The 23,380-nt window shown below is 39.2% G+C and carries 19 protein-coding genes and 1 pseudogene; 19 read left to right on the plus strand and 1 reads right to left on the minus strand.

All coding sequences use genetic code 11. The annotated features are described in order from the left end of the window. Nucleotides 1-18: 18 nt before the first annotated feature. The 5 genes and pseudogenes from C6347_RS02490 to C6347_RS02510 all read left to right on the plus strand — a co-directional run bounded on the left by C6347_RS02490 (nt 19) and on the right by C6347_RS02510 (nt 6,012). Nucleotides 19-735, plus strand: coding sequence for an IspD/TarI family cytidylyltransferase (locus C6347_RS02490; RefSeq protein ID WP_066031663.1), 717 nt, complete (start codon nt 19-21; stop codon nt 733-735). Further along, nucleotides 728-1,753: a ribitol-5-phosphate dehydrogenase gene (locus C6347_RS02495; RefSeq protein WP_066031664.1), complete on the plus strand. Its 1,026-nt coding sequence runs from the start codon at nt 728-730 to the stop codon at nt 1,751-1,753. Before C6347_RS02490 ends, C6347_RS02495 begins: the two co-directional genes overlap by 8 nt. Continuing rightward, the gene (locus tag C6347_RS02500) at nt 1,741-2,934 is read left to right on the plus strand and encodes a CDP-glycerol glycerophosphotransferase family protein (protein WP_081311473.1); all 1,194 of its coding nucleotides are present in this window, start codon (nt 1,741-1,743) and stop codon (nt 2,932-2,934) included. The genes C6347_RS02495 and C6347_RS02500 overlap by 13 nt, the downstream gene beginning before the upstream one ends. After that, the gene (locus tag C6347_RS02505) at nt 2,924-4,741 is read left to right on the plus strand and encodes a CDP-glycerol glycerophosphotransferase family protein (protein ID WP_223254327.1); all 1,818 of its coding nucleotides are present in this window, start codon (nt 2,924-2,926) and stop codon (nt 4,739-4,741) included. Before C6347_RS02500 ends, C6347_RS02505 begins: the two co-directional genes overlap by 11 nt. Nucleotides 4,742-4,848: 107 nt before the next feature. Beyond that, nucleotides 4,849-6,012 (plus strand): annotated as a pseudogene (locus C6347_RS02510) (IS3 family transposase). A 60-nt stretch (nt 6,013-6,072) separates the two neighbouring features. Here C6347_RS02510 and tagU read toward each other — a convergent pair. Beyond that, nucleotides 6,073-6,996 (minus strand): polyisoprenyl-teichoic acid--peptidoglycan teichoic acid transferase TagU, encoded by a 924-nt coding sequence (gene tagU / locus C6347_RS02515; protein ID WP_066031668.1) that lies wholly within the window; start codon nt 6,994-6,996, stop codon nt 6,073-6,075. Between the two features lie 182 nt (nt 6,997-7,178). Here tagU and C6347_RS02520 point away from each other — a divergent pair, with 182 nt between their 5' ends. From C6347_RS02520 to C6347_RS02585, 14 genes are all read left to right on the plus strand, one after another. Further along, nucleotides 7,179-7,502: a LytA gene (locus C6347_RS02520; RefSeq protein WP_066031669.1), complete on the plus strand. Its 324-nt coding sequence runs from the start codon at nt 7,179-7,181 to the stop codon at nt 7,500-7,502. Between the two features lie 21 nt (nt 7,503-7,523). Beyond that, the gene (locus tag C6347_RS02525; RefSeq protein ID WP_066031670.1) at nt 7,524-9,635 is read left to right on the plus strand and encodes a SpoIID/LytB domain-containing protein; all 2,112 of its coding nucleotides are present in this window, start codon (nt 7,524-7,526) and stop codon (nt 9,633-9,635) included. Nucleotides 9,636-9,657: 22 nt separating this feature from the next. Then, complete coding sequence (locus C6347_RS02530; RefSeq protein WP_066031671.1) at nt 9,658-11,148, plus strand: N-acetylmuramoyl-L-alanine amidase; 1,491 nt, start codon at nt 9,658-9,660, stop codon at nt 11,146-11,148. Nucleotides 11,149-11,491: 343 nt separating this feature from the next. Beyond that, the gene (locus C6347_RS02535; protein WP_066031672.1) at nt 11,492-12,064 is read left to right on the plus strand and encodes a prolipoprotein diacylglyceryl transferase; all 573 of its coding nucleotides are present in this window, start codon (nt 11,492-11,494) and stop codon (nt 12,062-12,064) included. A gap of 198 nt (nt 12,065-12,262) precedes the next feature. Then, nucleotides 12,263-12,922, plus strand: a complete 660-nt coding sequence (locus tag C6347_RS02540; protein ID WP_066031673.1) for a sugar transferase — start codon at nt 12,263-12,265, stop codon at nt 12,920-12,922. 18 nt (nt 12,923-12,940) lie between these two features. Then, nucleotides 12,941-14,392: a teichuronic acid biosynthesis protein TuaB gene (tuaB, locus tag C6347_RS02545; protein ID WP_066031674.1), complete on the plus strand. Its 1,452-nt coding sequence runs from the start codon at nt 12,941-12,943 to the stop codon at nt 14,390-14,392. Continuing rightward, a complete protein-coding gene (tuaC, locus tag C6347_RS02550) occupies nt 14,389-15,573 on the plus strand; it encodes a teichuronic acid biosynthesis protein TuaC (protein WP_106071365.1) in 1,185 nt (394 codons plus the stop codon). The genes tuaB and tuaC overlap by 4 nt, the downstream gene beginning before the upstream one ends. 79 nt (nt 15,574-15,652) lie before the next feature. Then, nucleotides 15,653-16,987, plus strand: coding sequence for a UDP-glucose 6-dehydrogenase TuaD (tuaD, locus tag C6347_RS02555; RefSeq protein WP_066031676.1), 1,335 nt, complete (start codon nt 15,653-15,655; stop codon nt 16,985-16,987). A gap of 17 nt (nt 16,988-17,004) precedes the next feature. After that, complete coding sequence (locus tag C6347_RS02560; RefSeq protein ID WP_066031677.1) at nt 17,005-17,934, plus strand: NAD-dependent epimerase/dehydratase family protein; 930 nt, start codon at nt 17,005-17,007, stop codon at nt 17,932-17,934. A 39-nt stretch (nt 17,935-17,973) separates the two neighbouring features. After that, nucleotides 17,974-19,431 carry a teichuronic acid biosynthesis protein TuaE gene (gene tuaE / locus C6347_RS02565; protein WP_106071366.1) on the plus strand — a complete coding sequence of 486 codons (1,458 nt, stop codon included), beginning with the start codon at nt 17,974-17,976 and terminating at the stop codon, nt 19,429-19,431. A 58-nt stretch (nt 19,432-19,489) separates the two neighbouring features. Further along, nucleotides 19,490-20,167 carry a teichuronic acid biosynthesis protein TuaF gene (gene tuaF / locus C6347_RS02570; protein WP_060597405.1) on the plus strand — a complete coding sequence of 226 codons (678 nt, stop codon included), beginning with the start codon at nt 19,490-19,492 and terminating at the stop codon, nt 20,165-20,167. A gap of 24 nt (nt 20,168-20,191) precedes the next feature. After that, nucleotides 20,192-20,947: a teichuronic acid biosynthesis protein TuaG gene (gene tuaG / locus C6347_RS02575; protein ID WP_060597403.1), complete on the plus strand. Its 756-nt coding sequence runs from the start codon at nt 20,192-20,194 to the stop codon at nt 20,945-20,947. 19 nt (nt 20,948-20,966) lie between these two features. Continuing rightward, complete coding sequence (gene tuaH, locus C6347_RS02580) at nt 20,967-22,163, plus strand: teichuronic acid biosynthesis protein TuaH (protein WP_066031804.1); 1,197 nt, start codon at nt 20,967-20,969, stop codon at nt 22,161-22,163. A gap of 131 nt (nt 22,164-22,294) precedes the next feature. Continuing rightward, nucleotides 22,295-23,362, plus strand: a complete 1,068-nt coding sequence (locus C6347_RS02585) for a glycosyltransferase family 4 protein (protein ID WP_034660156.1) — start codon at nt 22,295-22,297, stop codon at nt 23,360-23,362. The last annotated feature ends 18 nt before the right edge of the window (nt 23,363-23,380 follow it).

The following is a 23,380-nucleotide window of genomic DNA, read 5'->3' on the forward strand; positions in this document are numbered from 1 at the left end:
TTGAGAGGGGTATTAAGTATGATTTATGCAGAAATATTAGCTGGTGGGAAAGGCTCTAGAATGGGTAATGTCAATATGCCAAAACAGTTCTTGCCGTTAAATAATCGCCCTATCATTATTCACACTGTTGAAAAATTCCTATTAAATGATCGTTTTGAAAAAATTATCATTGTAACTCCTAAAGAATGGATTAACCATACGAAGAATATACTGGAAAAATACATACATGCTGATGATAGATTAGTAGTAATCGAGGGTGGAATAGATCGAAACGAATCGATCATGAGTGGGGTTCGTTTTATTGAAAAAGAGTATGGACTAAATTCTGATGATGTCATTGTTACACACGATTCAGTAAGACCATTTTTAACCCATAGAATTATTGAGGAAAATATCAATGCCGTTCTAGAACATGATGCTGTCGATACTGTTATACCTGCTATAGATACAATTGTGACTTCAGAAGACGGTGCAAATATCACTGATATACCTGTACGTGACAACATGTATCAAGGCCAAACACCTCAAAGTTTTAAGATATCTCTCTTAAAACGGCTGTATGGCGAACTAACAGAAGAACAGAAAAAAGTGCTTTCAGATGCTTGTAAAATTTGTATTTTAGCAGGGCAGAAAGTGAACTTAGTTCGTGGCGAGGTATTTAATATAAAAGTAACGACACCATACGATTTAAAAGTGGCGAATGCTATTTTACAGGAGAATATAAAAAATGATTAATCAAACATATCGATTGGTTTCTGCTAGACAATTTGAAGTGACTTATAAGGACAAGGAATTTACGTCTGGCCAAGTCGTTGTTAGACCGACCCATCTGTCAATATGTGCCGCAGATCAGCGCTATTTTACAGGAACAAGAGGGAAGGAAGCAATGGATAAAAAACTTCCGATGGCTCTGATTCATGAGGGTGTAGGGAAAGTAATGTATGATCCTACAGGGACGTTCAAAGTTGGCACAAATGTGGTGATGGTTCCGAATATACCAAATGAAGAAAATGAATTTATTGCAGAAAACTACTTGCGCTCAAGCTATTTTAGATCAAGTGGTTTTGATGGGTTTATGCAGGATTATATGTTCATGAACCCAGATCGCCTTGTAGCTTTACCGGAGCAAATGAACCTTCATGTTGCCGCTTTTATTGAATTGATCACTATTGCAGTTCATGCGATGAGTAGATTTGAAAGAGTGGCTCACCAAAAGCGAGATGTATTTGGGGTTTGGGGCGATGGTAATCTAGGATTTATTACCTCCTTAATTCTAAAAAAACGTTATCCAACTTGTAGAGTATACGTTTTTGGGAAAAACCAATATAAGCTAGAGCATTTCTCTTTTGTTGATGAAGTTTACCAAATTAATGACATCCCAAAAGAAGTTCGTGTTGATCATGCATTTGAATGCGTCGGTGGACGTGGCAGTGAAAGTGCAATTGAACAAATTATTGATTTCACTCAACCAGAGGCCTCTGTTGCTTTATTAGGTGTGTCTGAATACCCTGTGAAGGTTGCCACAAGAATGATTCTTGAGAAAGGAATTATTCTCATTGGAAGCAGTAGAAGTGGTAGTAAAGATTTTGCAAATACAGTAAATCTACTAAATGAATTTCCTGAGATAATAGATTATTTGGAGACATTGATTGGAACAGTCCATACAGTGAGAAGAATAGAGGACATTGGAAAGGCATTTGAAGAAGATCTGACTTCTTCTTGGGGGAAAACAATCATGAAATGGGAAATCTAAAAACGATGCACATGACAAAAATTCTGAAATTCTTTTTCCAAATAGTCTATACGATTTTTTCTAAGTTATGTCAAGTGATTCAGCATAAAATTGTGATTGCTTCTTATAGAGATAATGAGATAAACGAAAATTTCAAAAACGTCTATGATGAATTGAAAAGTCACCCCCGTTTGAAGATTATTCTCTTATTTAGAAAGTCGGAAGGCGGGTTTTTGGGTAAGCTTTACTATACTCTTTATTTATTCAAATCTCTGTATCACATTGCTACTTGTAAGGTGCTCTTATTAGATGATTACTATTATCCTCTTTATTTAATTAAAAAGCGGCCGGAAACAAAGGTAGTTCAAATTTGGCATGCCTGTGGTGCGTTTAAAAAATTTGGTCACAGTATTAAAGACAAACAGGGAGGACCTTCATCTGAATATTTAAAAATAGTTCCTGTTCATTCTAATTATGATTATGCAATTGTTAGTTCAGTAGAAGCAATTGCTCCATTTTCTGAAGCATTCAATATGCCAAAGCAGAAAATTTTGGCAACAGGTGTCCCGAGAACAGATTTTTTCTATTCTGAAGAACACATACATGAAGTGAAAAAGAGGTTTCATAAAGAATATCCCGAATTAAAGAATAAAGTGAAAGTATTATACGCTCCAACTTATAGAGGAGGAGTAAATAAACAATATGGTGAGCAATTTCTATTGAATCAAGAAACGCTTTTTAAGCATTTGAGCAGGGAGCATTATGAGTTTTTAATTAAGGTTCACCCTTATATGCAAAAAGGTGTTTTTGGAGATGTCAATTTATCTGAAAAGTTTTCTTTGTACGAATTAATGATTGTTTCTGATGTATTGATTACAGACTACTCTTCAGTTATTTTTGAATATAGTCTTTTGAATAAGCCAATGTTTTTCTATTGTCCTGATTTAGAGACTTATGTGAAGGAAAGAGATTTTTATTATTCATTTCCAGAGTTTGCACCAGGACCTATAAGAACTAAAGTAGAGCCTCTGATAGAGGATTTGAGGAATATAAAGTTACATGAAAAACAAATGAATTATCATTCATTTTCAGATCGTTTCATGAATCGTTGTGATGGACATTCTACAGAGCGAGTTGTTTCACTAATACTAAGTTTAATAAATGAAACAACGAATGAAGGAGAGAGAGTTTTTGAAATTTAAACTAGGGACACTATTTAAGAAAAGGAGTGTTCAAAAAAATCTTGACCATGTAGAGGAAGTGAGTGAAGAAAAGGTATTCTCACTGTTCGATAAAGCAGAAGATGTAATCGTGAATAAAAATATTCCTCAAAGAGCAATCACACAGTTTCAATGGAATGAATCATTTTTAACGATTGAGGGATATATGTACATTAATGACATTCCCTTACAAAGGGAAGATACAGTAAGAAAAAAGTTATTGATTGTTCAAAAAGGGGATATTATAAAATCCATTCCTTTAAAAAATCAAAGATTAAACGAAACGAATAGACAAAGGCTAGGGCTTTCAGAAGAATATGAATGGGCTGGTTTCTACCAGGAAATAAACTTTTCAAAGGTAAATACGGGGAAGCCATTACCGCAGGGAAACTTTCATTTATATTTAGAATTAGAAGTGCTAGATGAAAATAATATCAAGTACCATGAGACCCACACGCTGGGCAACATCAATCAATTTCTGAAGCAGGATATCTATGCTACGAAAATGGAACACTTTTCAGCTAAGAAAAGAGTGAAATATAATTTCATTGTCACATATGATGAAGAGGAAAAAACCGCACATGTATCATCCCATAAACTCCAAGAAATTGACCAAGGTGCAATAGAAACTACTATGAAAAATGAAAATCGAATCATGCGTAAAATGAAGCGTGTAATGTTTCAAATCTTATATCAACTATTTTGTTTCCTGCCATTACAACAGAAGAAAATCACTTTCGCGTCTGATAGCCGCATTGATTTATCAGGAAACTTTGAATTTGTCTATCAAGAGCTTTTAAATAGAGAAGAAACGTTTAATTTTCAGTTTTTCTTAAAAGAAAGCATTAATACTAAAAAAAGCATAGCGGAATATATACGAATGGCTTATCATTTTGCTACAAGTCGGCATATTTTAATCGATGATTTCTACCCAATCATCTATCCATTGAAAATTCGTAAAAACGCGGATCTTGTCCAATTATGGCATGCAGTGGGCGCATTTAAGACGTTTGGTTACAGCCGAATAGGTCTGCCAGGCGGACCGTCACCAACATCAAAAAATCATAAGAATTATACAAAGGTTATTGTCAGTTCTGATCATATCCGCAAGCATTATGCGGAAGGCTTTGGGGTAGATATTGAAAATGTCATTCCGACTGGAATACCTAGAACAGACTTTTTTTTCGATGAATTAAAAAAAGAAGAAGTCAGATCTAGATTATATGAAGAATATCCTTTTTTAAAAGGGAAAAAAGTGATTTTATTTGCCCCGACATTTAGAGGGAATGGTCAGCAGTCTGCACATTATCCGTTTGAAGTATTAAATTATGATCAGCTCTATCAAGAGCTGAATGATGAATATGTCTTTTTGTTTAAGATTCATCCTTTTGTTAAAAATCAAATAAACATTCCTTATCAATATAGTGAATTTTTCTATGATTTCTCTGATTTTAGAGAGATTAATGAATTGCTTTTAATTGCAGACGTTCTGATAAGTGACTATTCATCTGTTTGTTTCGAATATGCATTGCTGCAAAAACCAATGATTTTCTTTAGCTATGATGTGGACGAGTATATTAGGACACGTGATTTTTATTATGAGTATTTTTCCTTTATTCCAGGACCACTTGCTAAAACATGTAATGAGCTAGTGTCAATTGTTAAAAATAATCAGTATGAATTCGAGAAGTTAGATTCGTTTGTACATTACTTCTTTGATGATTTGGATGGTCAGTCGAGTAAAAGAGTAGTGGATGCAATCTTATTAGAGCAAAAAGAAAGTCTTTAAAAAGAAAACACCTTTCTCCATGTAGACTAACCTAGTCAAATGGGACATAAAAAAACACCCTTCAAGTGATACACTTAAACTAAGTGCTGATTTGGAGGGTATTTTTTATGAAAAAAAACAAATATTCAGCTGAAATAAAATGGGCGGTTGTGAAAGATAAATTAAGCGGACAGTTTACCAATCAACAAATTATGGATAAATATCATACCAAGAATGTATCTCAGATTAAAACATGGATGAAGTGGTATCGAGGAAATCAGTTACATCAATTCGATCAGCCAATCGGAAAACAATATAGCTTCGGGCATGGACCTGACAATGTATCCAAAGAGGAAAAAGTGAATAGGCAGGTTGAACAGCTTAAGATGGAGAATGAAATTCTAAAAAAGTATTTGGAGATCGTAGAGGGGTTGAAAAGGGAGTAACCTTGTATTTGATCGAGAAATAAAAGGGAGAAATATACAGTAACGTCTGTCTTAAGTATTTTGCAGGTCGCCAGATCGACCTATTATCGTTGGGTATCCGAAGGAATACGTAAAAAATAACAAGTGGAGAAGGCTGTTATTACCTTATGTACCGAAACATCGTTCCGGTACGGGCACCGTAAGATCCGAAAGCTACTTCAGCGTCAATATGGTATCAAACGAAACCGAAATACTGTACAGCGTATCATGCAAAAATACCATCTTCAATGTCGTGTGAAGCGTAAAAGGAAATGGAAATCACAAGGGGAATCTGTCATCATTGCCTCAAATATATGAAATCGGAACTTCACCGCAATACACCCGAATGTAAAATGGGTAACAGATATTACTTATATTCAGTATGGACCGAGAACGCTCTACCTTTCGACCATTATGGATTTGTACAACAACGAAGTTGTTGCCTATACCCTAGATGACCACCAACAGACGTCACTCATATTGGACACATTGAGGGCGGCTTTAGAGAAAAGAAATTTTCCTAAAGGTGTACTTGTGCATTCAGATCAAAGAAGTGTATACAGTTCGTAAGCATATCAAAAGGAGCTGGGGGCAAGGAACCTCACAAGCAGTATGTCCAGACGAGGTAACTGTTGGGATAACGCAGTAATTGAATCATTCCATTCTAGCTTAAAATCAGAGGAATTTATGTTTACAAAGTTCAACTCTATATCAGAAAAAGGTGTCAGACAACGAATCGACCGTTACATCAAGTATTATAATGAAGAGCGTATCCAAGAAAAATTAGGCTACCACGCACCAAAAACATTTGGTAGCATGTCAGCCTAATAAGGGTGTTTTATTTGTGTCTCATTCTGCTATGTCAGTCTAATGAAAGGTGTTTTTTAATTATGAGGCTTCCAAACTTTCCTTCAATTCCTTCTTCACCTTAGCCAGACTGTTATCATCAAGCTGATAATAATAGATGTTATTGATGCGTGCGCCTGTTCCTTTCAGCTCATGCTGCTCCACACGCTGTCTTGCGTCACGGTAGTCATTCATCATCGTCCACATATCATCAAATGACATGTTGGTCTTCATATTGTTTTCCACGACTTTGAACATATCGCCGAACTTCGTAATAGATGAAATGTTTGCCCCTTTTGCAATGATGCCTTCAATGACTTGGCGCTGCCTTTGCTGACGTCCAAAGTCACCCTTTGGATCTTGCTTTCTCATTCTTGTGTAGGCAAGGGCTTGATCACCATTTAGATTAATTTCTCCTGTACCAAATGAATGGCCGTCATAGCTGAAAGCAAATGTGCTGTTCACTGTAATGCCGCCAAGTGTATCGACAATATCCTTAAAGCTTTCCATATTGACTTTCACAAAGTAATCAACAGGTACATCAAGCAATTCCTCTACTGTATCTGCTGCCATTTGTGTGCCGCCGAATGCATAGGAGTGGTTGATTTTATCCATTGTGCCTTTTCCGACAATTTTTGTATACGTATCACGCGGGATACTCACCATCTCGGTCGTTTTGGTTTTTGGGTTAACGGTCATGTATATTAATGTATCCGCACGGCCTCGGTCATTTTTTCTTTCGTCCACACCCATGACTAAAATAGAAATCGGGTCTTTCTTATTTAAATCGACATCTTTGTCACGCTTATCTGACTTCTTTAAATTCTCCTGAATGCCTGCCACGGTTGATGCTGCTGTATTCCAAAGATGATATGCATATCCGCCAGTTGCTAATACGAATAAGCCAATAATCGATAAAACAATCCAAAGAACCTTCTTTTTCTTTCGTTTTCTTTCAGCTCTCATAATGTCCCTCACCTTTTCTATGATTCTTCCATGATTATAGGTTTACGAATCTTGATAAACAAGTTATTTTTTTACTCTGAACCTAGATATAGACGTTGTAACAAAAAAAAGGTTTCAAAAAACCTTAAATTTACCTTAAAATATTAAGTTATAAGACGATACAAAGACATGAGGTGAAAAAAATGAAGAAAATCGTCGTTTTACCGTTCTTAATACTACTACTTGGTATCGTGCTCACAGCATGTGGAACGGCTGAGCAGTCCTCGGGAGAAAACAAGACAAGCAGTTCAACTCCTCAGGTGCTGGAAGAAAAAGCTGAATTTATTGGAATGGCTGATGCACATACAGTCGAAGTGAAAAAAGTGAATACGACCTTAAGCTATGAATTTACGGATAATTTTAAAGATGTGTTAAATGAATTCAAACCAGGAGACACAGTAGAAATCTCTTACTTTATCAATGACAGTGGTCAAAAGGAAATCCAAGAAATTAAAAAAGTTCAATAGAGAGTTGGTGGGATCATTAAATTGAAAAAATTAAGTCTAACTTTTACAACGTTCATCTTACTATTGCTTGTATTTATGCCAAATGATGCTGCAGCGGCAAGCTCAACAATTTCTGTTAAATTATCAAACTATGTTGGGAATAAAACCAACTTTAACATATCATCATCAGGCTTATACAAAGTAACTGGTACAAATGTATCTTCAATCGCTCGATATGATGGTAAGAACCGTTATGAGGTAGCCAATAGTATCGCTTCAGCAGGTTGGAAAAATCCATCTACCATTGTCATTGTAAATCGTGACGCGTTTGCAGATGCTATTTCCGCTACACCTTTAGCTTATAAGTTGAATGCACCTATTTTATATACGAATGCCGAAAAATTAACAAAAACCACTGAAAAGCAAATTAAAAAAATGAGTCCTGATAATATTCTCATTATCGGTGGTACAACAAGTGTTTCTTCAGCAACTGAGAAAACATTGAAGAAATACGGAAAGATCAAAAGAATCAGTGGTAAATCCCGATACGCCGTTTCCCAAAATATCGCAAAAGAGATGGGGAACTATAGTCAAGCTATAGTGGCAACAGGAAGCATTTTTACTGACAGTGCGTCAGTAACACCATACGCTGCAAGAAACGGCTATCCTATTCTGTTAACGAAGAAAGACAGTTTACCAACTTACAAACTTCCAAAAAATGTTGTCATTGTTGGTGGAGAAAAGAGTGTTAGTAAAAAAGTTGAATCTCAAATTAAAAAAACGTCCACAGTGAAAAGAATAGGTGGAGCAAATAGATATGAGGTCTCAGCAAATATTGTAACTGAATTAAACATGAATGCTAATAAGCTATACCTAGCAAATGGTTCTATCTTTACAGATGCTATTACATTTTCGCTTTTAGCAGCCAAGAATAACAGCCCAATGGTACTTGTAAAAGAAAATAGTCTAACATCACCTGTGACATCAATTGTCAAAAAACAGGGGACGTACTCGTTTCAATTGTCTGGCGGAATAAAATCCATTTCAGCAAGTGTACAAGCAAAATTATCAAAAGAATTTTATTTGAAGAATAATAAGGATTATCAATTGAATGTTTCTAACGGGAAAATTTCAATCAAAGGCATCAAGACGTTTGGATCTTCAGTAAGAGTTGTTCCAGAGAAATATTCAACTACAAATGTCATTCGAGTTGCTGGGAAAGCATACTTGGGGAACATGAATTTTGCTGTAGAATCAGGCTATATTCGACCAACAAATGAAAACATCCCTTTTGAAGATTATCTTAAAGGGGTTGTACCGAATGAAATGCCAGCAAGCTGGCATGTTGAGGCATTAAAAGCACAGGCTGTTGCAGCACGTACATATTCTGTAAACAGTATAGGGAAGGTTGTACCAGATACTACAGCATTCCAAGTATATGGAGGATTTAACTGGTATACAAACTCTACGAAAGCTGTAGATGCTACAAAAGGCAAGGTACTAAAATATAATAATAAACTGATTTCTGCAACCTATTATTCTAGTAATGGGGGCTACACTGAGGCTAGTGAAGAAGTATGGTCAAGTGCATTTCCTTACCTGGTCGCAAAAACAGATACAAAAGATCCAAAGAATGCTTGGACACTTAAACTATCAAAAAAACAATTGAGTACATCACTAAGTACGTCATCACCAGCATCTTGGTGGAGTAAGACAACAGAAACAAATGCAAGTCAGTTGAAAGGCTTGAAGAGCTGGATTCTAAAAAATAAAGAAACGTCAGCTTCAGACATCAAGATAGCTAATATTTCTAGTGTAACCTTTTCTGGAAAAACAAAAGGGCAGAGAGCAAAAACAGCCTCTTTGAAAGTCAGCTATCACTTAAAAAATAAAACGGGTTCCTATAGTATGAATAAATCAGCGACACTTAGCTTTAAAATGACTGAATTTAGATCAATACTTGGTGCCACTAATTTAAAAAGCACGTATGCTTCGGTGAAGAACAACACCAATGATTTCACTATCTCAGGAAAAGGATATGGACATGGAGTTGGGATGAGCCAATATGGAGCGAAAATGAGAGCTGAATCAGGAAGCTCATACTCAAGTATTTTGTCATTCTATTATCCGGGTGCAAAATTAACAACAAATTAAAACATCAAAGGAGGTTATAAACGTGCGCTCTATCATAAAAGTTGTATTTTTAAGTGTAATAACCATGTGTTTGTTTCTTCCATCTGCACTTGCTGACAATTCAGTCACAAGAATTGATGGAAAGAACCGGTATGTTGTTGCGGTGAATGCGGCGAAAAAAGGCTGGGCAACATCAAGCACGGCTGTTCTTGTAGGGAAAGATGCATATGCGGATGCATTAAGTGCGGTTCCTTATGCATACCAAAAAAATGCACCTGTTCTTTTTACAAACAGTAGCAGTTTATCTACAGATACAAAAAAAGGCCTTCAAGGTCTAAAAACAAAGAATGTGACTATTCTCGGTGGAACAAAGAGTGTCTCTAGCAAGGTGACAACTCAGCTAAAATCAATGGGTATCTCTGTGAAACGTATTAGTGGTAAGAACCGTTATGACTTAGCAGCAAATATCGCCAAACAAATGAAAAGCTCTAGTACGGCTGTTGTAGCAAACGGCTTTGCTTATGCAGATGCAGTTGCGATTGCACCTTATGCTGCAAAGCAAGGCTATCCAATCTTATTAACAAATGATAAAGGTTTACGTTCGGAAACTTCATCGGTGATGAAAAGCCGAGGGATTAAAAAGACCATTGTCATTGGTGGGGAGTCTAGTGTAAATAAATCAGCTTATGCTAAGTTGCCTTCACCTGGAAGAATTGGCGGAGCAAATCGTTATGAAGTCGCAGCAAATATTGTAAAGAAATACAATATGAGTACAAGTAATACGTATATTAGTAATGGTTTTGCCTATGCGGATGCCGCTTCAGGAGCTAGTATTGCTGCTAAGCAAGGTAAAGCTTTTATTTTCACAAATGAAAAAACATTACCGAAAGCAACTAGACAAATCATTGGTTCAAAGAAGATCACTTCATTTAGTGTTCTAGGTGGTACATCAACTGTGACGAATACTGTGATTTCCCAATTGAAAAGTCCAGTTGTTGGGAAGAAAGTGTTTATTGATCCTGGACATGGAAACCAAGATTCTGGTGCCACTGGATATGGTCTTCTTGAGAAGAACGTGAACCTTGATGTCGCTAAGCGTCTCAATACAAAATTAAATAGTTCTGGAGCACTGCCCGTTATGTCACGTACATCAGATACATTTGACAGTCTTCAAACGCGAGTAAGTAAAGGTGCTTCTGCGAACGCAGATATCTTTATTAGTATCCATGCGAATGCAAATGACAACAGCAGCGCAAATGGAACAGAAACGTATTATGACAAAACATATGCGGCTTCGAACAGCTTGAAACTTGCGCAAAACATCCAGCCTAAAATGGTTAGTGCACTAGGTACAAGAGATCGTGGTGTGAAAACAGCAGGTTTCTATGTTATTAAGTATTCAAAGATGCCGAGTGTCTTGCTTGAAACTGGCTTTATCACTAGCCCAGTTGATTCAAATATTTTGAAATCGGCGACATATAAAGATCGATTAGCTTCAGGTATTTCAAGTGGTGTGTCAGGTTATTTTAAATAAGAAAACATAAACATGAGGGATGCCTAAGTTGCTCCTCTTAGGCTGCTCGAGAACGTCTCTCGGCAGCCTTTTTGATCAATCGTACAAGAGCAAGAATTTATTTTAAAGTAGATGTTTTCATATGGTATCAAATGTATGTACTAATCATGATCTTGCTACAAGAGATCAACTTGCTTCTGGCATTCTCTTATTTTGACACAAGATGAACTGACGGATGAGTGTCAAGTTAAAAATACATTTCATTTTTGGTTATCTTTGTTATAATTGAAACATAGAAGGTGAATGGTTTACGCATGAATCTTCAAGCGACAGCAAATCGACAAATCATGAAGAGGTGACGATCTTGAAAAAATTAATCACAATGCCGTTTCTAGTATTGCTTCTAGGTGTATTACTTACAGCATGCGGCACAACAAATCAATCAAGCGACAACAATAAGGATGACAGCAAAAAGGAAACAACCGAAGCGGCTGATCAAAAGAAAGAAAATGCTTCAGAGGAAAAAACAGAAGATCAGTCATCTAATGAAAAAGCAGATGATCAAAGCAAAGAAACAGCTGCTCAAAAAGAAGAGCAAGCTGGTCAATCTGATGAAGCGGCAAAAGACAGCTCAAGTAAAGAAATCACAAAAGAAGAACCTGCTAAGGATCAATCAAAAGCTGATTCTAAAACAAAGAAAGAATCAACAACAAATAAGAAAAATGAAGTCACCAAAGAAGGCACATATGTCGGTTTGGCTGATGGACATACCATTGCTGTGAACATTGATGGCAAAGAAGTAGCTATTCAGTTCGGAAATGCGTTTTCTAAACAAGTGAACAGCTTAAAAGAAGAATCAAAAGTGAAAGTAACCTATACAAAAGATGCAAACGGAACCCTTCGATTAAAAACCATCGAATCCGTCAAAGCAAAATAAAGAAAGACCCGGAGACCCGCAGAATTGCGGGTCTTTTTTACGTTGAAAAGGGCATAACTTGATATAAGTGCACATTCTTAACACAGTTTTACAAGACTTAACAGCGCATTTACATTTGCTTAATGTTGCTCTGATAAACTGACTTTCATAGAACATCTCTTTACACAACAACTACTTTAGATGGTGAGGTGCAGGTCAGTGAGTGCAGAGAAAGCGATGAATCTTTATAGAGAATATGAAGTGAGACGAAACCACTCTTTTGCCTTAACAGAACATATGGTTCGTTATTTATTTGCAAAACGTTTCATAGATTTAATGTTCTCGTTCATCGGATTGATGTTGAGTACGCCAATCATTTTGCTGTTTGCTCTCTTGATTAAGCTGGAAACACCGGGATCAGCCTTTTATATGCAGGAGAGGGTCGGGAAAGACGGTGTTTACTTTAAATTATGGAAGCTCAGATCGATGAGAACCGACGCTGAAAGCGGAGGAGCGAAATGGGCACAAAAAAATGACCCGCGTATCACCAAAGTGGGAGCCTTCATTCGTAAAACAAGAATCGATGAACTTCCGCAATTTATCAACGTGTTAAAAGGAGAAATGAGTATCGTAGGTCCGCGGCCGGAAAGACCGATGTTTACCGCAGAATTTAATCGGACGATTCCAGGTTTTACGAAAAGATTAGCGGTCAAGCCGGGATTGACAGGTCTTGCTCAAGTAAATGGCGGATATGAAATGAGTCCGAGCGAAAAATTAACGCACGACTTACAGTATATTCAAAACTTGACATTTTCTCTCGACACGAAGATTATGGTAAAAACGTTAAAAGTCATCATGACGGGTGACGGAGCCAGATAAGTAAAGTAGGGAAGAGAAATGGCAAGTATGAAAAAACGCATGCTAGGCGGGGCAAAATGGACAAGCTTGTCCGCATTCATCATTACGATTATCCAAATCGCACAGTTCGCTTTTTTAGGGAACGTGATGTCACTGAAGGAGTTTGGACTCGTTGGCATGATCACAACTGTCACAATATTTACGCAGATTTTACTTGATCTAGGGATTGGGGCAGCGATCATCCAAAAGGAACAAACAACAGAACGTCAATTATCTACATTATATTGGATCAATTTGCTCACTGGAATTGTCTTATTCTGTTTACTCATTCTAGTAAGCCCAATGATTGCCGCCTTTTATAACCGGCCAGAGCTGGAGGGTTTGCTCAAACTATTATCCATCATGTTTCTGATTGCACCAATTGGCCAGCAATACCAATACATGATGCAAAAGGACTTAGCCTTTAAAACATTAAGTACCATTGAAGCCATTGCAACCATGATATCGCTGTTTGTTTTACTCGCTTTGGCCTTCTTCATCAATCCGATTATTGCCTATGTCATTTCTCAAGTGCTGCTGCAATCAGGAAAAGGGCTAATGTATGCCGCAGCTTATTGGAAGAAGTGGCGCCCAGCACCTGTTTTTGCATTAGGGGAAGTGAAAGAATTTTTCTCATTTGGAGCATTCCAGCTCGCATCCAGACTGGTCAATCGAGCAGGATCGAACATAGACATGATTTTAATTGGCCGTTTTCTTGGAGCAGAAGCATTAGGTATTTACAGCTTGGCGTATCAAATTGTAACGATCCCGGTGCTGAAGATTAACCCAATCGTGACGAGAGTGGCTTTCCCTGTTTTCGCAAAAAGTCAGCGTGATCACTCCATGCTGCGAGAGGGCTTCCTCAGTATGACGAATATGCTCGCATTGATTAGTTTTCCATTATTAATCGGTCTTGCTGCCGTATCAGATAGCTTTATAGAAGTAGTGTTTGGAGAGAAATGGCTCGTAGCCGTTCCGGTTCTTAACATTTTGTGCATTGTCGGCCTTTTGCGTGTGCTGATGAATCCAAACGGTTCAATACTTCTTGCCAAAGGGAGAGCGGACTTAGCCTTTTATTGGGATACGGGGATGCTCATCGTGTATGGATGCGCCTTATATGCAGGTGTCAGCACAGGCAGTCTGCTCACAGTAGCTTGGGTTTACTCAGGTGTCAGCCTGCTCAACTTTATTGTTGGCAGATGGCTCATGGCGTATGTCATTCAGCTTGATATGAAGGTGTATTTAAAATCACTTGGAAAGCCTGCTGTCATGACGCTGTTGATGGCCGCCTGTGCGGTTTTCTTGCATCAAGGCATGAAGCTGACGTCAGCGGATATTTTACTTCAATTAGGATTGACGATTTGTGTCAGTGCTGCATTGTATGGCTTGCTGCTCATCAAAATGTATCCGCAGGTGGCAGTTAAATTATTGAGAAGAGGTCGTTCGTCATGAAGGTGCTATGGCTGACAAGTGTATATCCTAGTGAAAAACATCCAAGTGAAGGTGTATTCCATGAAACGCAAGTGCAAGAGCTGCTCAAACAAGGAATACAAGTGACCGTCGTATGTCCCAATCCGGTAATTCCACCGGTTTTGCGGATGCTGAAGGCGTCCTATCGGCAGAAAAAAAATCTGCTTGAACAGGAAGTGAGAAACGGAGTGACAGTATACAGGCCGCCCTATACAGCGCTCCCTGGACAGCTGAAATGGGCACAGCCGAGTAAACGAATAGCGGCTTCTGTTCTAGGCGCCATGCAGCGTTTTCAGCTGTCACCAGATTTTATCCATGCGCACTTTGCGATGCCGTCTGGCGGAGCGGCGGCTGTGATTCAGAAAGAAACGCAAATTCCTTATCTTTTGACCTTACATGGCAGTGATGTGAACGTGTATCCGGGCTATAGCAAAGGGGCACATGCAGCCTTTGAAACGGCGGTGAAACAGGCATCTGCTGTTCTGACGGTGAGCGAGGAGCTTGCTAAAAAGACAAATGACATGACAAAGGTGGAAGCGCAATGTCTCCCGCTCGGTATTCCGCTTCAGTCATTTTCTAAAACGGAAGAAGATCAACAAGGCATCAGGAAAAAGTTAGGCTTACCCCTTCACGACAAGCTCGTTGTCTTCGTCGGGCGATTAGTCAAAGAGAAGGGCTTACTTGAATTAGCTGATGCTGTCAGCGGCATGGATGGTGTGAAAGCAGTCTTTGTTGGAAAAGGCCCCCTTGTAAAGGAGCTGGAAGAACGGGCTGGAGCATCCATTGTACTCCCAGGACAGGTGCCGAATGAGCAGGTGAAAGACTACTTAATGGCAGCTGATCTGTTTGCACTTCCTTCCTATAGTGAAGGAATGCCTACCGTCGTCCTAGAGGCGCTTGCTTTAAAAGTACCTGTCATTGCGACACGAGTCGGTGGTCTCCCATCTTTATTTTCTAGCTATCAACACCTGCTCGTTGATCCGCGTTCGACGAATCAGTTAAAAGAGGCCATTCACGCCTATCTTTATGAAAACAGATGGAATGAGCAAGTGAAGAACGATCTTCATCAAATCGTTCACACAGAATATTCATCAGCAAATAATGCGAAACAGCTCATACAGCAATATGAAAAGGTGCTTAATCAATCAATATCCATCGTTTAAACAAGATGAAATGTGCAAAGAATGATAGATAGATAAACCGCTTGGAACGGACAATATGCTTTTACTGAGAGGATGAAAAATGTTGAAGAAAATTGCTGTGATTGGAACAGGGTATGTCGGGTTAGTATCGGGTACTTGTTTTGCTGATATCGGAAATCGTGTCATCTGCTGTGACATCGATGAATCAAAAATCAACAGCTTAAAAAGTGGTGTCGTTCCCATTTATGAACCGGGTTTAAAGGAATTGATTGAAAAGAATACGGAGGAAGGAAGACTGTTTTTTACAACCAATATTCCTGCCGCTATCAGGGAATCAGAGATTATCTATATTGCTGTAGGGACACCGATGACAGCACAGGGGGAAGCAGATTTAACGTTCGTGAAAGCCGTCGCTCAAACAATTGGTGAATCCTTGAATGGATACAAAGTCATTGTGAATAAAAGTACGGTTCCCGTGGGCACAGGTCGTCTTGTTAAGGCCATAGTAGAGAAAGCTTCACGAAGTAAATACCCCTTTGACGTTGTGTCAAATCCAGAATTTCTTAGAGAAGGCTCTGCTATTAAAGATACGATGAGTATGGAGCGAGTGGTCATAGGGTCTACAAGCTCTCATGCATTGGAGATCATTAAGGAGTTACATGAACCATTTCAAACAGCAGTGGTTGAAACCAATCTAGAAAGTGCAGAGATGATTAAATACGCAGCAAATGCGATGCTTGCAACCAAAATTTCCTTTATCAATGATATTGCCAATATTTGCGATCGGGTGGGCGCAGATGTTGAAAAAGTATCAGAAGGCGTTGGCCTAGATAGCCGAATTGGGCAGAAGTTTTTAAAAGCTGGAGTCGGGTTTGGAGGTTCCTGCTTCCCAAAAGATACCAAGGCGCTATTAAAAATAGCTGAAACAGTAGGCTATCGTTTTAAACTAATTGAATCAGTTGTCGAAACAAATACACATCAACGAGCGTATCTCGTAAAGAAATTGATGGATGTCTATGGTGAAATAAAGGGGAAAACGATCTCTGTATTAGGATTGGCATTTAAACCTAATACAAATGATTTAAGATCCTCTCCTGCTCTTGATATTATTCCAATGCTGCAAGATCTAGGAGCTTATGTAAAAGCGTATGACCCAATTGCTCACTTAGAAGCGAAGAAGATCCTTGGGAACCAAACGATATTTAGTGACAATCTATATCAAACAATAGAACATTCAGATGCCTGTTTAATCTTGACTGAATGGGAAGAAGTATTAAAAATGGATATGGAGAAAGTCAGAAGACTACTTCAACGTCCAGTTATCATTGATGGACGTAATATATTTGAACCAGAACAAATGAGAAAAAACGGTTTTATTTATCATTCGATCGGTCGTCCTCATGTACAGGATGTTAAGATGTTATTAGAAGCTTGATTTTAGGAGGAACTTGGATGAAGAAAGTATTGGTTACTGGAGGTAGTGGATTTATAGGTTCACATACTGTTGAAAAATTAATAGAAAAGGGATATGAAGCCATCGTGCTTGATAACTTTTCAACAGGTAGGAAGGAAAATATTGCACATTTATCTGTTCCATGTATTGAAGAGGATGTAACAAAACCAGAAGTGATTGAAATCATTAAACAAATCGCACCAGACTACATCATTCATCTTGCTGCACAAGTAAGTGTCGCAGTATCGGTCAATGATTATATATATGATCAAGAAGTGAATATTAAAGGATCTTTGCATGTGATCAAAGCGGCTTCAGAGGCTGGTGTCAAGAAAGTGGTATTTGCCTCATCAGCAGCTGTCTATGGAGATCCAGTGTATCTGCCAGTAGACACCGCTCACCGGCTAAAGCCTGGTTCGCCTTATGGGTTATCGAAACTCACAGTAGAGCGATACTTAGAAATGGCAAAATCACTGTATGATGTGGACTATTGTATTCTTCGGTACAGCAATGTTTATGGTCCGCGACAAGACGCACTTGGCGAAGGTGGAGTTGTCTCTATTTTCTCTGATAAGTTTGCAAAAGATGAGGCTCCTTTCATTTTCGGAGACGGGGAACAAACAAGAGATTTCATTTATGTAGGTGATCTAGCAGCAGCGAATGTTGCGGCTTTAACAGCTCAATCAAACGTTTGTTTAAATATTTCATGTGGTGATTCGATCACTGTGAATGAGCTGTTTCAAACGATGAAGCGGGTGACGAGGTCGCATCTTGAACCAATTTACAAGCCGCAGCGTGCAGGAGATATTGTGCATAGTACATTGGCAAATGAGGAAACGAAACAAGTCTTAGCATGGGAGCCTGTTGTGAGTTTACAGGAAGGTTTGGCTCGTACCATTTCCTACTATGAACAGGAAGTCAAGGCTTAATCCCTCAAATCGGATGGGTTGCTTAGGAGGAAAATGGGTATGAGTGTGAAACAAACAGCATGGCAAATCATGATTGGATGTATTTTGTTTGCAGCAGGGATCGGGCTTGTACAAATGGCAACCGCCCAGCCCGTCGGGTTAAAGAAGATGGTGGCTGTTCCGGTTATACTTTTGATCCTGTCGGCTGCTCTCGTGTTGATGAAGCTATACATGAATGGTGAGCAAATCTTCATGTCAGCCATCTATCTTTTGATTGCATTGACTTTTCTCAACAACGCTTTCTTTTCTATTAGTGCCGGATTCTTTAGTCTTTTTCTCTACCGTATTATGCTTATCGCCGTCTTTGCTTTATTCATATGGCGGATGAGAGATAAGGGGACGTACATATCGCAGTGGCAGCAGATTCGTGTCAAAGGAATTCTTGGTTTTTTCGCTGCATGGTTTCTTTACGGGCTCATCTCACTGCTTTGGGCTCATTCGGTCACAGACGGCCTGAAATATATGTCCCTGCTTGCAATGGGGATGGGGTTTGTCTTTCTTGTCGTCATGTTCATTCAGCGAATGGATCAAGTGGTGACCTTTTATAGCATTTGGCTGGTCATGACTGTGTTTGTGATGGGGATTGGTTTCTATAATCACTTTACATTGAACCATTTACCGAATACCTCATTGTATCTAGGACCAGCGTATAAACAGCACTATCCTACATCTGTCTTTTTTAATCAAAATGACTTTGCGACGTTTTTATCGACTAGTTTCTTTTTATATCTAGCGTGCATGCGTCAAATGAAAAACGGTTATATCAAAGCGTTTGGATTATTAGGGGCAATCGCCGCACTGTATCTCATTTTGTTAACCGAATCCCGAGCCAGTCTGCTTGGCATATTTGCAGGAGTGGCGGTCTATGTATGGCTGCTGCTGCCGCGATTTCTCAAAAAGTGGTCAATCATTGCAGCAAGCGGACTTGTAGTCATCGGTATCGCTGTCTTTTCAGCCAAGATTTATTCGGTTTTTTATGACTTGTTTCTCGCTTCTCAGGTCGCACATTCTTTTAGTGAACCACTCCCGTCTAACATCGCGAGAGCGAATTTGATCAAAAATGCTTGGCACTTCTTTACGAATTCATACGGATTCGGGGTTGGAGCGGGGAATGTGTCTTACTACTTAGCTCACTTTTCGATCTTTGATACAGACCAGGTCGTAGAAGTGCACAATTGGCTGCTGGAATTGATGACGAACTTTGGGTTTGCAGTCATGCTGGGCTATATCTCAGTATACGCCTATCTCATGTTCACACTGTACAAACAATACCAATGGGCTGACACAAGATCGGCAAAAATGATCATTGAGGGGTTGTTTGCAGCCATGCTGAGCTTTCTCGTTTCAAGTATCAGTCCTAGCTCCGTCTCGAATTTATATTTCCACTGGGTATTTTTAGGACTGGTGATCGCAGCGGTGAATATGTTGAAAAATAAACAACGACTCAAGCTATGGTAAACCGTGTGTATGGCTACACTAGTGAAAGAGCAAATACGTCAATGTTGGGAGAATGAACATGTCTGGTTTCATATCTAGGATAGGGAAGCGAATCAAAAAGTACATCGTATGGCTCATCCTGCTGCCTGTCATATTAGGCGCCTTTGGTTTCTTTTTTGCTAAAGGAACTACGCAGCAGTCCAGTTACACAGCTGCTGTTACCCTCACTCTTGGTAAATATGATGATGGGGTGTATAACAATATGGCAGAAGTGACATCTCTATTAAAAAGCGATGCATTTCTAAATGAAGCACTCAGTGATGTCAAAGAAGAAGAAAGGCAGGATGTGAAAACCCGTCTCATCCTTACCAATCAATCAGATACACAATTACAGCTGTCTTTCACAGATGCCAATAAGGATCGCGCTTTGGCTGTCGTGAAGCAGGTGTCGGATACATTTCTTAAGCAAGACAAAGCATTATTTACAAAAAGGCAGCAGGTGATTGAAAGTAGATTAGCTGCTCTTGAAGACGAATCTGTCAGCAATGATTCCAAAGTCGATAAAGAACGATTCTTATATGAATTGGAGTCGACAAAGCTTGGAATGAAGCAGGCAAAGATTGTCGATCCTGCACAAGTACTTGATGAGGGCAATAAAGGCATGTCAGCCAAAAAACGTGCACTGCTTGGGCTTGTCATTGGCTTTAGCATCTCGCTCATGTTTGTGGTCTTACCCGAAGTGTTCAAAGAATCTTAATGATGAACTGGAGATGAGTCTTAGGTGAACAATCAACCGTTAGTATCCATCATTACACCGGCGTATAATGCGGAACGTTATTTAACGGATACAGTTCATTCCGTCCTTGCCCAAACCTATTCCAATTGGGAGCTGATCATTGCAGATGATTGTTCTACAGATGGAACGAGAAAGCTATTAGGGGATTTAAGTCAAGCGGACGACAGAATCAACGTCATTTATTTAGAGGAAAATGGGGGAGCTGCCATTGCTAGAAACGCAGCCATCAACCAGGCAAAAGGGCGCTTTATTGCTTTTTTAGACAGCGATGATAAGTGGAAAGAGACGAAGCTTGAAAAACAGGTAGACTTCATGCTGACAAATGATTATGCCTTTACATTTACGGCATATGACATCATTGCAGAAAATGGAGAACCGTTAGAAAAAACCGTCACTGCGCCAGCGAGATTAGATTATAATGAAGCCTTGAAAAATACCATTATCGGCTGTTTAACGGTCATGCTTGATCTTCAAAAGGTAGGACATGTGGAAATGCCGAACATTCGCACAAGGCAGGATTTAGCTACATGGCTGTCTATATTAAAAAGAGGATTTACAGCCTATGGTATGAGCGAACCGCTCAGTGAATATCGCATCGTTGGAAACTCCATCTCTAGCAACAAGTGGAAAGCAGCGAAAAAAACGTGGTTTGTCTACAGAGAAATTGAGCAGCTTCATTTTGTCAAAGCGTCCTGGTGTTTTATGCACTATGCGACAAATGCTGTGAAGAAGCGCTTATAAACAGAAGGGAAAAAAGGTGATAAAGGTGAAAGCAGACTCGATCATACATGTTGTCGTAGCGACGGGAGAATGGGGACAGGACGGACTGAGGTACAGACGGCATCGGTTGGCCGAATTTTTAGCATCTGATCCGGAAACGAAAGAGGTCATCTGGGTATGCCCGTCATCATCTCGTCATACAGCTCCCTTTCAGCCCATAACAGATCGAATGAAGCAATTGGCCATTCCTGATGTGCTCAAGAGTAAATTATTTCGCTTTGGCCGATATCAAGACATGTTCTATATTCATAAATTGTCCCCTCTTCTTGAGCATTTGCGGATGGAGGAAAAGAAGGGGATTGCTGTTTGTTTATGGTATACGTTTCCGGGCTTTCCGCTCTTATCTTCCTTATTTGAATGGAAACACATTGTCTATGATTGCAGTGACCTGTGGGGAGAGCCGATAAGCGGCAAACACAACATTCTTTCTTATATGAGGCAGCGTGTCATTGTCAAAGCAGAAAATCGAATCATTAAATACGCACACAGCATTACATGCTCTTCTCAATATTTACACGATCAAATCAAAAAACGTCTTATGGGAGAACCGAAAGATGTGTTTACTGTGGAAAATGGCGTCGAGTACGATGTATTTGCGAAAAGCAATCTTCCGTGTAAAGAAGATGTGCTGGAAGGAAGAGAAGGAACTGTGCTTGGTTTTATCGGAGGAATCAAGCCAAAGCTCGATTTTGACATGATGGCTGAAGCTGCTCGCATGCGGCCTGATTGGACATTTTTATTTGTCGGTCCGGATGGAACGAATGGAGATCCATCTTTTCAGCATGCACTCAAACTGCCAAATGTGATTTGGACAGGAGCTGTTGCACCAGAAGAAGTACCTGCTTATATGAAGCTGATAGATGTAGGCATGATGCCATACAAACAATCCCCTTACAATCAAGCGGTGTTCCCTCTCAAGCTTTATGAATTTTTAGCAGCTGGAATACCGGTTGTCGGTTTAAATCTCCCGTCAACGGAAAGGCTAAAAGAGAAGGATGTGTATGAATATTTAGAGGGCGATGATCCTGCGCTCTTCGTAGAAGCCTGCCTGAAAGTGATCAGCAAAAAAGACGACACGACCTATAGACATCTAAGACAAAGCCGTGCAATGAAAAAAGATTGGCACGCGCTGTTCACAAACATGGTGGAACTAACGAATATTAAAGAAAACGCATAATTCATTCGGGATTGTGCGTTTTTATTTGTTTCATCACCGGGGGAGGTTGTGATCCTCCTCTATTCAATTGTATAATGGAAAGAGCGGCCAATATACAAAATACAGATTTCAATTTAGAAGGAGACTGACCTATGGATTACGAACGCGCCTTATTAGCGTTTTTTGTCTCTCTGGCTACAGTTTTAATTGTGACACCAATCGTCAAAAAGTTTGCAATTAAGATTGGTGCAGTGGACCAGCCGAATAAACGAAAAGTTCATGATAAAGTAATGCCTCGAATGGGTGGTTTGGCAATTTTTATTGGGGTAGCGGCTGGAGCATTAGCAGGCGGGCTGTTTCTACATAATAAAATTACAGCAATTTCAGTTGGTGCCGTACTCATCGTCATTTTAGGTATATTTGATGATAAATATAATTTAAGTGCAAAATTTAAATTTCTCGTACAAGTTCTTGTTGCTTGTTTGATTGTGAGCACAGGCTTAAAAATGGATTTTTTCTCTGTTCCTTTTTTAACAGATCGAATTGAGTTAGGCTGGATGGCATATCCCCTCACCGTGCTATGGATTGTCGGCATCACAAATGCCATTAATTTAATTGACGGTCTTGATGGACTAGCTGCCGGTATTTCCGTCATCGGTTTATCAACGATTGCAGTGATGGCATTTTCTGCTGATAAGATTCTGATTCTTTCTTTATCTCTTGTCGTCATTGGCAGTACGATCGGCTTTCTCTTTTACAACTTTCATCCAGCGAAGATTTTTATGGGGGATACCGGTTCGCTATTTTTAGGGTATATGATCTCGGTGCTGTCACTTTTAGGGTTATACAAAAGTGTCACTTTGTTTAGCGTCGTTGTCCCTGTGATCATTCTAGGTGTTCCTATATTTGATACGACCTTTGCAATCATTAGACGCATATTAAACAAACAGCCGATTTCAGCGCCGGACAAATCCCATATTCATCATAGACTAATGGCCTTTGGCTTGTCCCATCGCATGGCGGTTATCGTGATTTACATGATTGGCTTAGTCTTTAGCTTAAGTGCGATTTTGCTGACAAGCGCCACCATTTGGTTATCGCTCATCATTATCTTTTTACTGGTAATGTTTATGCAAGTGATTGCGGAAGTCACGGGTTTGGTCAACGAAGAGTTCAAACCATTTACGAAATTCTATAAACGAATGGTGAAAAGACAATAAAAAACAGCCCGTTCCTAG

This window comes from Bacillus sp. NMTD17 (assembly GCF_002998735.1).
GTDB lineage: Bacteria > Bacillota > Bacilli > Bacillales > Bacillaceae > Bacillus.